At 65.8% G+C, this 11,163-nt stretch carries 10 protein-coding genes; 4 read left to right on the top strand and 6 right to left on the bottom strand.

Features of this window, described 5'->3' with window-relative positions:
- Positions 1-169 precede the first annotated feature (169 nt).
- The 4 genes from MKW15_RS22820 to MKW15_RS22805 form a co-directional block, all read right to left on the bottom strand.
- Entirely contained in the window at positions 170-1,036 is an 867-nt protein-coding gene (locus tag MKW15_RS22820) for a universal stress protein (protein ID WP_240862429.1), read from the bottom strand.
- 81 nt (positions 1,037-1,117) lie between these two features.
- The gene (locus MKW15_RS22815) at positions 1,118-2,161 is read right to left on the bottom strand and encodes a substrate-binding domain-containing protein (RefSeq protein WP_240862427.1); all 1,044 of its coding nucleotides are present in this window, start codon (positions 2,159-2,161) and stop codon (positions 1,118-1,120) included.
- An 89-nt stretch (positions 2,162-2,250) separates the two neighbouring features.
- Complete coding sequence (locus tag MKW15_RS22810; protein ID WP_240862426.1) at positions 2,251-2,703, bottom strand: MarR family winged helix-turn-helix transcriptional regulator; 453 nt, start codon at positions 2,701-2,703, stop codon at positions 2,251-2,253.
- Entirely contained in the window at positions 2,696-3,775 is a 1,080-nt protein-coding gene (locus MKW15_RS22805) for an AAA family ATPase (protein ID WP_240862424.1), read from the bottom strand. The genes MKW15_RS22810 and MKW15_RS22805 overlap by 8 nt, the downstream gene beginning before the upstream one ends.
- Before the next feature lie 170 nt (positions 3,776-3,945).
- On the opposite strand from MKW15_RS22805, the gene MKW15_RS22800 reads away from it, so the two are divergent.
- Complete coding sequence (locus MKW15_RS22800) at positions 3,946-4,983, top strand: aliphatic amidase (RefSeq protein ID WP_240862423.1); 1,038 nt, start codon at positions 3,946-3,948, stop codon at positions 4,981-4,983.
- Between the two features lie 56 nt (positions 4,984-5,039).
- On the opposite strand, the gene MKW15_RS22795 is transcribed toward MKW15_RS22800, so the two are convergent.
- Complete coding sequence (locus MKW15_RS22795; RefSeq protein WP_240862421.1) at positions 5,040-6,902, bottom strand: NAD(P)/FAD-dependent oxidoreductase; 1,863 nt, start codon at positions 6,900-6,902, stop codon at positions 5,040-5,042.
- Between the two features lie 155 nt (positions 6,903-7,057).
- Between MKW15_RS22795 and MKW15_RS22790 the strand changes: the two genes are divergently transcribed.
- Positions 7,058-8,299: a helix-turn-helix domain-containing protein gene (locus tag MKW15_RS22790; protein ID WP_240862418.1), complete on the top strand. Its 1,242-nt coding sequence runs from the start codon at positions 7,058-7,060 to the stop codon at positions 8,297-8,299.
- A 1-nt stretch (position 8,300) separates the two neighbouring features.
- On the opposite strand, the gene MKW15_RS22785 is transcribed toward MKW15_RS22790, so the two are convergent.
- A complete protein-coding gene (locus MKW15_RS22785) occupies positions 8,301-8,957 on the bottom strand; it encodes a hypothetical protein (RefSeq protein WP_240862416.1) in 657 nt (218 codons plus the stop codon).
- A 36-nt stretch (positions 8,958-8,993) separates the two neighbouring features.
- On the opposite strand from MKW15_RS22785, the gene glsA reads away from it, so the two are divergent.
- Together glsA and nucS are read left to right on the top strand one after the other, a co-directional pair.
- Positions 8,994-10,427 (top strand): glutaminase A, encoded by a 1,434-nt coding sequence (gene glsA / locus MKW15_RS22780; RefSeq protein ID WP_240862414.1) that lies wholly within the window; start codon positions 8,994-8,996, stop codon positions 10,425-10,427.
- Positions 10,428-10,463: 36 nt separating this feature from the next.
- On the top strand, positions 10,464-11,147 hold the full coding sequence (gene nucS, locus MKW15_RS22775; RefSeq protein ID WP_240862412.1) for an endonuclease NucS: 684 nt from the start codon (positions 10,464-10,466) through the stop codon (positions 11,145-11,147).
- The last annotated feature ends 16 nt before the right edge of the window (positions 11,148-11,163 follow it).

Here is an 11,163-nt window from a genome sequence, read left to right as displayed (position 1 = left end):
GATGGTACTGCACCTTAACCAGTGTGGGAGAGTAGGACACCGCCGAACACAACTTCATCAAGACCCCGTATTCGATACATTCATATCGAATACGGGGTCTTGTGCTATTTCCCAGCTATTCGTCTGGCGGCGGCCGTTTTCGTTGCGCTGCCGGCCTCGATGCTCTCGATCACTGTGCCGTGGACGGCACCACGATCATCGGGATGGCCAGAACGCGAAGCATCTTCGCGGCCGTGGTGCCGAGGAAGATCCGCCGCGGCGCGGCGAGCCGGCTCGACCCGACGACGATGACGTCGTCGTCGGCCCAATCAATACCTGCGACCGCTTCTTCGATGCTGTCGCCCTGCACGACGGCCGACGTCACCGGCACGGTCTCCGGCAGTCTGGCGGAGATCTCACCGGTCGCCTTGTCGATGTGGGTGCGTGCGTGTGCGACGGCGTCGTCGATGCCGCGTCCGCGGTGGTGATCCATGTCGTCGAGAGCGACAAGCGACACCAGCCTGAGCGGAACCTTGCCTGCCTGGCAGAAATCGACGATGGTGTCAACGAGATGACCTGCGCCGGGACGCATTCCGAGTGCGGTGCTGAGCCGGCCGATCCGCTCGGGACCGGTGTGGCTGAAGCCCAAGGGTGCCAGGGCGACCGGCACGGGAGACGAATGCAGGATGTCGTTGACGACGGTGCCGAGTGTGTGGCGTCCGACGATGCCTCCACCCGAGCCACCGATGACCAGCAGACCGGCGTCGACGTCTTCTGCCCGCTCGATCAGCCCGCCCGCGGGATTGGCGTGCACGGCCACCGAGGTCGTTGTGGGAATTCCGTCGTGCACGAGTGCGGCGGCTTCGTCGAGCCAGCCCTGCGCGGTCGCGTCGAGCGTGTCCGAGAGTCGTTCGACTTCTTCGGTCGGATTGTCGGGCTCGGGCGGAAGGACCACGCAGATCTCCAGCTCCGCACCGAACGTGCCGGCAAGTGTTGCACCGAGCGCGACCGCATCCCTGCCGCCCGCTGTGGCGATGTATGCAACGAGGATCTTCATCCGCACTCCCGTTCTCAGGTTGGCAACCATGCCCACCTCAGACGTTAGTCCACACGGGCACGGGCGCCCCGTGAAACCCGGTCAGGCGGAACTGACCTTTGCGAGGACGTCGAACTCCATCGCGTCGGCCGCAGCGATGTAGATGTCCTGGCGCAGGTGACGATCGGTCAACGACACCTCACCGCGCGGGCTGGCGTAGGTGAACGGGTCGGTCGCGGCTCGCTCGAGCGAGGTGGTCCCGGTCGCACCGGCACGCCGGGTCAGTTCGGCCAGCAGATGCATTCCCTCATAACACGACTCGCCGGGGGAGGTCAGCGGCGGCGCCCAGGCTCCGAAGCGGGAAACGTAGCGACTTTCGAAGTCGAGGCTGAATGCGGTGGCGAGTGACTCGAAGTAGCCGGAAACGGAATACAGCTGATGCGTCGCCCCTGCCCCGGTGGCCATCAGCATGTTCTCGTCCATGAGTGGGCTCAGTCGAATGCAGCGCTCGGTGAGGTCCCGAGCGGCGAACTGCTGATTGAATCGCACGGCGTCGTCACCGAGAAGCAGGACGAGCACGCCGGTGGCGTCGGATGACTCGATCCGATCGAGCACTTCGGTGAAGTCGGGGCAGCCCAGCGGCAGAAACGACGCCGACACCACACTCGCTTGCGCGTCGGAGTCGCGGAGCCGGTCGATCATGTGGGTCACGGTCAGTCGCGGCCACACGTAGTCGCTCCCGACCACCGCCCACCGCGCGATGCCGAGTTCGCGGGACATCCAGTCCAGCGCAGGCAGCACCTGGGTCTCCGGCACCTCCCCGGTCATGAAAGTGCCGTCGGCGCCCTCGCCACCCTCGTACACGGCGGTGTACACGTAGGGGATACGTCCGTCGAGCGCGGCCACGAGGCGGCATCGCACCGCCGACGTGTGCCACCCGACGACAGCGTCGACCTCGGCGTTGGCGACTGCGGTAGCCACCGTGGCCGGTGTTCGACCACCGTCGATCGTCGTGCTTGTCACCTCGTTTCCGAGGATTCCGCCGGAAGCGTTGATCTCCTCGATCGCGAGTTGGGCGCTTGCTGCGCACGATGGCCCGAAGATGCCCGATGGGCCGCTCTGCGGTATCACGAGTCCGAGTTTCATATCCGTCCTGCCACCTGGGGTGCGTCCCCCAGTGTGCCGAGAACCGGTTACCTCGGCGTTGCCTGCACGTCAGCAGTGTGTCGAGTGTGTCACCGGGTGAGGTGGGTGAGGCCGTCGGTCAGCGCCAGAAAGCGACGCGATCCGAGGCTGCGCGCGATGTCGGTTTCGATGTCGCGCTCGCGCTCACGAACCGAGGTGATGGCCTGAGCTCCGTGCGGACTGAGGAACACCATCACTCGTCGCCGGTCCAGCGGGTCCACCCGGCGGTAGACCATCGCGAGAGAGATCAGCTTGTCGACGGTGCGTGTCGCGGTGGCGGGAGCCTGCACCGTCAGACGAGACAGGTCGGTCATGGTTCTGCCCTCACCGCCGGCGAGCACTGCCAGCACGCGCCACTGCTCGGTGCTGACGCCCAGTTCGGCGAGCGCGGGTGCAAGTCGTTCCTCGATCAGCTGCGCTCCCCGCAGCAGACTGAGGGCCAGCGGATCGTCGGCGGGGGTACTGGCCGTGGGAGTGTCGACCATGCGATCGGAGTCATTCATCGCCTGCCCCTGATTCTGTGGATGGCTCGGTGTCACTGATCACGATGACGTCCTCGCTGACGTCGACGGTGATGAGAAGTGGAATCGGGCCGGCGGGTCGTCGGAGAAGGCGTTCGGCGATCGGCGCGTGGATCTCCCGTCGAAGCGTGCGATGCAGGTGTCGGGCACCGTACCGTTCATCGAAACCTGTTGTTGCCAAACAGGTTCGGGCGTCGTCGGTGACAGTGCAGAGAACTCCGCGTGTGGCGAGTTCGTCGGTGAGACGCTCGACCTCGAGGTCGACGACGCGCCGCGCTGTTCCGGTGTCGATCGAACGGAAGGCGATGATCTCGTCGAACCGGTTGAACAGTTCGGGATCGAGAAAGTCGCGCACGGCGTCCACGGCGATCGCCGTCTCGTCGCGCCGCCCATGTCGAATCCGGTCGACGACCCGACTCGCTGCGCCGATCGGTGCCCATCGCCGAGTTCGGCGCAGGTCGTGAATCTCGCGGGTTCCGAGGTTCGACGTCAACAGCACGATGGAATTGCGGAAGTCGATGGTGCTGGTGCCGGACGCGATGCGCAACGTTCCCGCGTCGAGGATCTGCAACAGCGCGCGCAGCACCGTGGGGTGGGCCTTCTCGATCTCGTCGAACAGCACCACGCCCGGGCGCGACACCGTGCCCTCGATCTTGTCCCGCTCGAAGAGGGTGAAGGATTCCTTCGAGCCCGCGTAGCCGGGCGGTGCGCCCGACAGTGATGCCGCGTAATGCTCCTGCGCGAGGGAGTTCATGTCGATCCGACACAGATTGTCGGCATCGCCGCGGACGAGGTGGGCGATGCGACGCGCCATCTCGGTCTTGCCGACGCCGGTTGGGCCGACGAACAGCAGCGAGGCGATCGGCCTGCGGCGATCGGCGAGTCCTGCACCGGCGATCATCAGCGCGCGGACCACGGCGTCGACCCCCTCGTCCTGCCCGACGATCGCCCCGGACAATCCGCGTCGAAGATCGTCGACCGACCGTGCGTCACCGAGTCGGAATCCGCCGGTGGTGTCGAGATCGTGGAACCTCGCTGCCAGATGTCCGGACATTCGCCCTCCTTTTCTTCCAATTGAAAGTAGATCATGCTGCGCGCCGAGGTGCCGATCCTGAGGTGTCACGAGTTCACAACCTCGATGACACGCGATGGCAATCGTGATTGAGGTACGTTTGTGTGACAATTCTTCCATTTGGAAGTAAATCTGAGCGACGAGGAGTCGACATGCGTCACGGTGACATCGCATCCAGTCCGGACACGGTCGGAGTGGCGGTCGTCAACTACAAGATGCCGCGCCTGCATACGCGTGCGGAGGTACTCGACAACGCCAAGGCGATCGCCGAGATGGTCGTGGGTATGAAGAGCGGTTTGCCCGGGATGGACCTCGTCGTCTTCCCGGAGTATTCGACGCAGGGCATCATGTACGACACCGAGGAGATGTACGCTACGGCGGCCACCGTGCCGGGGGATGAGACCGACATCTTTTCGGCAGCGTGCCGTGAGGCCAAGACCTGGGGTGTCTTCTCGATCACCGGCGAACGCCACGAGGATCATCCCAACAAGCCGCCGTACAACACGCTGGTGTTGATCAACGACGAGGGCGAAATCGTCCAGAAGTACCGAAAGATCTTGCCCTGGACGCCGATCGAAGGCTGGTATCCAGGTGGGCAGACCTACGTCACCGACGGGCCCAAGGGTCTCAAGATCTCGCTGATCATCTGCGACGACGGCAACTACCCGGAGATCTGGCGCGATTGCGCGATGAAGGGCGCCGAGTTGGTCGTCCGCCCGCAGGGCTACATGTACCCGGCCAAGGAACAGCAGGTGCTGATGGCCAAGGCGATGGCATGGGCCAACAATTGCTACGTCGCGGTGGCCAACGCCACCGGGTGGGACGGCGTCTACTCCTATTTCGGGCACAGCGCGATCATCGGGTTCGACGGTCGAACACTTGGCGAATGCGGGGAAGAGGAATACGGCGTTCAGTACGCGCAGTTGTCGTTGTCGACCATCCGGGACGCGCGGCGCTTCGACCAGTCGCAGAACCACCTGTTCAAACTGCTGCACCGCGGTTACACGGGCGTGCTTGCCGGCGGCGACGGCGACAAGGGCGTGGCCGAGTGCCCGTTCGACTTCTACCGCAACTGGGTCACCGACGCAGAGGCAACACAGAAGCAGGTCGAGGCCATCACGCGCGAGACGATCGGTGTCGCCGAATGCCCCGTGTACGACCTCCCCTCCGAGAAGGTGATGGAGGCCTGATCCACTCGGGCTCGGCGCGTCGGAGAGAACGCGCCGAGCCCGAGTGGATCTCGTGGTCAGCTCAGGTGGTGCACTTCCTGCAGGCCGTATACCGGGGTGGGGATGCCCTCGTAGCGCGCCTTCAACTGGAGTGCCAAGTACAGCGAATAGTGCCGCGACTGGTGAAGATTGCCGCCGTGGAACCACAAGCCCGGCTGCTGGGTGGGCTTCCACATGTTGCGCTGCTCGCCCTCCCACGGGCCGGGATCCTTGGTGGTCTCCGAGCCCAGACCCCACACCTTGCCGACGCGGTCGGCGACTTCCTGGCCCATGAGGTCGGCCGCCCAGCCGTTCATCGACCCGTACCCGGTGGCGTAGACGATCACGTCGGCCGGCAGTTCCGTGCCGTCGGCGAGCACCACGCTGTTCTCGGTGAGGTGATCGACGTCGCCGTGGGCGAGCTTGATGGTGCCGTCGGCCACCAGTTCGCAGGCGCCGACATCGATGTAGTAGCCCGATCCGCGCCGGAGGTATTTCATGAAGAGCCCGGAGTCGTCGTCGCCGAAGTCGAGGTCGAAGCCGGCGGCCTCGAGGCGGGCGTAGAAGTCTTTGTCGCGCTCCCGGATCTGGTTGTAGAGCGGGATCTGGAACTCGTGCATGATCCGGTAGGGCAGTGAGGCGAAGGTGAGGTCGGCCTTCTTGGTGGTCATCCCCGATTCCACCGCCTGCTCGCTGTAGAGAGCGCCCAGACCGATCTCCATCAGGGAGTCCGACCGTACGATGTGCGTCGACGAACGCTGCACCATGGTGGTGTCGATCCCGTTCTCCACCAATGCCTTACAGATGTCGTGCGCGGAGTTGTTTGCACCGATGACCACGACCTTCTTGCCGGCGTAGGCGTCGGGCCCCGGGTGCTGACTCGAGTGATGCTGCTCTCCGGCAAAGACGTCGCGCCCCTCGAACGCCGGCACGTTGGCCTTGCCCGACATGCCGGTGGCGAGCACCAACTGTGTCGGATGCAACGTCATCTGCTCACCGTCGCGGTTCAGCTCGACGGTCCACTGCCCCGACCCCTCGTCGTAGGTGGCCGACGTGCATTCGGTCCGGCTCCAATACGGAACCTCCATCACCTTGGTGTAGAACTCCAGCCAGTCGCCGATCTTGTCCTTGGGTGCGAACACCGGCCAGTTCGCCGGGAACGGCAAGTAGGGCAGATGGTCGTACCAGACCGGGTCGTGCAGGCACAGCGACTTGTAGCGTTTGCGCCACTGGTCGCCCGGCCGGTCGTGCTTGTCGACGACGATCGCCGGCACCCCGAGTTGACGCAGACGTGCACCCAGAGCGATGCCGCCCTGCCCGCCGCCGATGACCAGGACATACGGCTGCACGGTGCGGCCGAGTTCGGCGTCTTCGGCCTCCTTCTTCTCCGCCCAGGAGCGCGGATCTGGGTCGGAGCCGTGCACCGCACCCCGGATCCGCGTGTGGCCCGCGGACTCCTCGTGTCCCTTGAGTTCCTGCAGCGTCGTCAGCAACGTCCACGCCTCGTCGTCGCCGGTGTCGGCGTTGCGGCGGAGCCGGAGGTGGCCTTCACAGCGGCCGACGGCGGTCTCGAACGAAATGAACGCCGACGCCACGCCGTCGTCGTCGGTCGCGGGTTCGGTGGTGGCGAATCCGGTGGGGTCGGCACCCGCGAGCCGGTTCTCGAGCATGTCGGCGATCTGGTCACGGCCCTCGACCGTGTTCAGGTTCCAGGTGAAGGCGACCAGGTCGCGCCAGTAGCTGTCGACGGCGAACAACGAGGTCGCGGCGGTGATGTCGCGCGTCGCCAGGGCGGTCTCGAAGCGCCGCAACCAGGTATCCACCCGTTGCTGTGGGCCCGCCGCCTCCCCGGTCGTGTTGGTGGCGCTCGTGGCGGTGGCCGGTTCGAGTGTCTGGGTCATGTCAGGCTCCTCTGGAATCGATCGCGCACCGTCGAACTCGGTGGCGTGTGATCCACAGCACACCGCCGTCGCCGGGGTGGCGGCAAGGGTTGCACGGGGTTGCGGTGTGCTGCGGCCTTTGCCCGACGGTGTGATCGGGAGCACAATCGGAATCGATGAGTTCACTACAACAGCGCCGGGAGCGTAGCGAGCATGGCGCACGATCGGCCCCCGAACCTGCGGTCGCGGCCGGCGACGATCCGCGCCAGTTCGCCCAGGTTCTCAGCGCCGTGTACGACGCCGCGATGGCGGGTGAACGATTGCCCGCACGTCCGCGGTCGGTCATCAGCGACTCGTGGGACCGGGTGCTCACCGCGGGAGTCGATCCCGAACTCGGTGGCCCCGACAACGCACTCGCCGTGGGTGACCTCGAGGCGCGGCGTCAGGAGTCCGGTCTCTCGCTGATCCTCGAAGACCTGACACGGGGGCTCGACGCGGTGATCGCCGACGGCGACAACATCCTGGTCGTGGCGGATCGGGGCGGCCGTGTGTTGTGGCGCAGCGGGGCGACCCGGGTGCTGGGCAAAGCCGACCGGCTCGGGTTTGTGGAGGGCGCAAGTTGGGCGGAGAACTCGGTCGGGACCAACGCGATCGGCACGGCACTCATGTCGGGTCGCGCGGTCCAGGTGTTCTCGGCCGAACACTTCGTGCGCAGTCACCATTCGTGGACGTGTGCCGGTGCCCCGATCACCGACCCCCGGACGGGTTCGGTACTGGGCGTCGTCGACGTCAGCGGTCCGGCAGCGACCATCCATCCCACCACCCTCGCCCTGGTCGACGCGGTCGCCAAGCTCGCGGAATCGGCTCTGCGCGACCACCATCGGGAGAGTCTCGACGCGCTGCGCGCGGTTGCCGCACCGATCCTGGCGAGGTCGTCGGGGCCGGCGTTGGCGGTCGACAACCACGGTTGGGTTGCCGCGGTCGACGCCGTACCACCCGCTCGCAGAGTTGTTCTTCCGCGCACCCTGTCACCCGGACGCGCCTGGGTTGCCGGCCTCGGCGAATGCGACCTCGACCCGCTGCCGGGTGGCTGGCTCGTCCGCGTCACCGGCTCGGACGAGGCGCAGCGCACCACCGTCGAGCTCGTCCTGAGCGGATCTCGACCCCAAGTCCGCGTCACCGGTGGTGCCGGTGTGTGGTCGCACGAACCCTCACCGCGGCATGCGCAGATCCTCGCCTACCTGGCCGAACAACCCGCGGGCGCGACCGCCGCCCAGATGTCGGCACACCTCTTCGGCGTCGACGACCGTGTGGTCACCGTGCGCGCCGAGATCTCGCGGCTGCGCAAGCATCTCGGCGGCCTGATCGCCGCCAACCCGTACCGGTTCGCGGACGGGGTGCGCGTCGAGGTGCGTTGAGCTATCCCGTTGTCGGCACCTCTGAACGGGACGGCCCGAGCATGATCGCCGACGCGACGAGGAAGCAGAGGGCGCCGACCAGGGTGGCGCTGGTTGCGAGCACTGCGGCGACGGTGACGCCATAAGGCGTCACGAATGCCGCGACGGCCGACACTCCGAACGCGATACAGCCGGCCAGGTTGATCATGATCGACCACCACTCGCGGACACGGGGTGCCCACAGCCGGTGTGGTCCGCGGTATCCGACCACTGCGCACACACCGCTGGCGAGGAACAACACCGAACCGCCTGCGTCCGGGGTCCAGACCCGGCGTTGGATCTCGGTGACGGTGTCGGCGGTGAGTGCGAACGTCGTGCTGACGTTGAACGCCAGGGTGCCCACGAATTGGGTTGCCGCAGTGAGCCAATCGACCCGCAGTGTCGGCCGACCATCGGGGCCGTCGGTGCTGCGCGGACCACTCAGATGCAGCTGGATGAAGCCGCCGGTTGTGAAGAACCAGGCACCGACGAAATAGCAGATGTTGATCGCGTCGACGCCGAGCGTCTCACCGAGTTTCGGCACCGAGCCCAGAGCGAACAGCGCGGAACCGATGATGAAAGCCCAGCACTGATGCGTCGGTGTCGGTGACCAGATTCGTTCGGTGGTTGGCTCGGCCACGACTCGGACCCCCCTCGCTTCGCTAGATTCAAGGACATGTTCTCTCATGTCGACGGATACCTTCGCCACATCATGGCCGATTGCACCGGCAAACGGTCGGGCAATGTCGCCGATTACATCCCGGAGCTCGCCGCCGTCGACCCGGACGGGTACGGGCTGTCGCTGTGCGTCCACGACGGGCACATGTATTCGCACGGCGACTCGTCGGTGGAATTCACCATCCAATCCATCTCCAAACCCCTCACCTATGCGATGGCGATCAGCCGGCTGGGCAACGCGATGGTGGACGAGAAGATCGGTGTCGAGCCGTCAGGCGAGGCGTTCAACGAGATCAGCGTCGACGACCGGCGCCGTCCGAAGAACCCGATGATCAACGCGGGCGCGATCCTTGCCGCATCGCTGCTGCTCCCTCCGGTGACCGAGATCGACGAGGCGACGGTGACCAAGGTGTTCGGCGAGGTGCTCGACTTCTACTCGGCGTGCGCGGGCCGTCGGCTCACGCTGGACGAGGCCGTCTACGCATCCGAGAAGGCGACCGGGTCGCGCAACCGCGCGATCGGATACATGCTGGACAGCTTCGGTGCCCTCGACACGAATCCGGATGCGGCACTGGATCTTTACTACCGGCAGTGCTCGATCCGGGTCACCACCGACGACCTGGCCGCGATCGGGTCGACCATCGCCAACGGCGGACTGAACCCGCGGACCGGGCGGATGGTCTTCAACCAGGAGGTCGCCCAGCGGTTGTTGAGCGTGATGACGACCTGCGGGATGTACGACGGCGCGGGCGATTGGGTGACCGGTGTCGGCCTGCCCGCGAAGAGCGGGGTCGGCGGCGGCATTCTCGCGGTGCTGCCCGGCCAGCTGGGTATCGGTGTGTACTCGCCTCGGCTCGACGAGCACGGCAACAGTGTGCGCGGGGTCGAGACCTGTCGGCACCTGTCGACGGACCTGGGCCTGCACATGTTCAACGTCACGCGCGAGAGCCGTGTGACGATCCGCTCGGTCTACGATCTCGACGGTGTCGAGGTCAGTGGGGACTGGACCGAGCTGGAGCGTGGCTTCCTGCGTACCTGCCGCGATCGCGTTCGGGTCTATGAACTCCAGGGCGATCTGACCTTCGCGGGCGCGGAAAGCGCGCTGCGACGTCTGGAAACGGACATGGACGATCTCAGTGTCGCCATCGTGGAGATCTCGCGGATCGGCGTGATCGATCCGGTTGCCCGCACGATGCTGCTCAGTGCGAAACGGACGCTCGACGAACGCGGCCGGAAAGCCATGCTGGTCGACCCCGACAACGTGGTGCGCACCAGCGTCAAGCGGCATCGCAACGACGCGATTGCTCCCAATCTGAATGTCCCCGAGGATCTTCTGGGGTTCGATCCCACGCTGCCCCACGTGCATTCGACGATGGACGAGGCGATCGAGGACGCCGAGGCATTTCTGCTCAAACAGCAATCCGACGCCTGATCGGTCGCCACATCGCTCCGGGCTAAGGTGGCCACCATGCGTCTCGTCATCGCCGAGTGTCAGGTCGACTACGTCGGCAGGCTGACCGCCCACCTACCGATGGCCCGGCGGCTGCTGTTGATCAAGGCCGACGGTTCGGTGAGCGTGCATGCCGACGACCGCGCCTTCAAGCCGCTGAACTGGATGAGCCCGCCGTGTTGGCTCACCGAGGCGCCCATCCCGGACGGCGTGCAAGCCGCGCACTACTGGGTCGTGACGAACAAGGCCGGCGAGGAGCTGCGGATCACCATCGCGTCGATCGAGCACGACTCCGAGCATGAACTCGGCATCGATCCCGGCCTGGTGAAGGATGGCGTGGAGGCCCACTTGCAGGAGTTGCTTGCCGAGCACGTCGAGACCCTCGGCACCGGGCACACGCTGGTCCGACGCGAGTACATGACGGCGATCGGGCCGGTCGATCTGCTCTGCCGCGACGCCGACGGCCAGACCGTCGCGGTCGAGATCAAACGTCGCGGCGAGATCGACGGCGTCGAGCAGCTCACCCGATACCTCGAACTGCTCAATCGGGATCCGCTCCTCGCTCCGGTGCACGGGGTGTTTGCCGCACAGCAGATCAAACCGCAGGCACGCACGCTCGCCGAGGATCGCGGAATCCGTTGCCTGGTACTCGATTACGACGCACTTCGAGGTGCCGAGAGCACGGAATTCCGGCTGTTCTAGGCGGTGCCTGGAGCAC

The sequence above is a fragment of the Gordonia gummivorans genome (assembly GCF_022513585.1).
Lineage (GTDB): Bacteria > Actinomycetota > Actinomycetes > Mycobacteriales > Mycobacteriaceae > Gordonia.
The sequence above is the reverse complement of the archived record's forward strand: the minus strand, read 5'-3'. Positions and strand labels throughout refer to the sequence as shown.

Excerpts from the sequence above, each read along its gene's own strand:
- MKW15_RS22820 (WP_240862429.1), bottom strand. The coding sequence starts at position 1,036 with ATGAAGATCCTCGTTGCATACATCGCCACAGCGGGCGGCAGGGATGCG.
- MKW15_RS22815 (WP_240862427.1), bottom strand. The coding sequence starts at position 2,161 with ATGAAACTCGGACTCGTGATACCGCAGAGCGGCCCATCGGGCATCTTC.
- MKW15_RS22810 (WP_240862426.1), bottom strand. The coding sequence starts at position 2,703 with ATGAATGACTCCGATCGCATGGTCGACACTCCCACGGCCAGTACCCCC.
- MKW15_RS22805 (WP_240862424.1), bottom strand. The coding sequence starts at position 3,775 with ATGTCCGGACATCTGGCAGCGAGGTTCCACGATCTCGACACCACCGGC.
- MKW15_RS22800 (WP_240862423.1), top strand. The coding sequence starts at position 3,946 with ATGCGTCACGGTGACATCGCATCCAGTCCGGACACGGTCGGAGTGGCG.
- MKW15_RS22795 (WP_240862421.1), bottom strand. The coding sequence starts at position 6,902 with ATGACCCAGACACTCGAACCGGCCACCGCCACGAGCGCCACCAACACG.
- MKW15_RS22790 (WP_240862418.1), top strand. The coding sequence starts at position 7,058 with ATGAGTTCACTACAACAGCGCCGGGAGCGTAGCGAGCATGGCGCACGA.
- glsA (WP_240862414.1), top strand. The coding sequence starts at position 8,994 with ATGTTCTCTCATGTCGACGGATACCTTCGCCACATCATGGCCGATTGC.
- nucS (WP_240862412.1), top strand. The coding sequence starts at position 10,464 with ATGCGTCTCGTCATCGCCGAGTGTCAGGTCGACTACGTCGGCAGGCTG.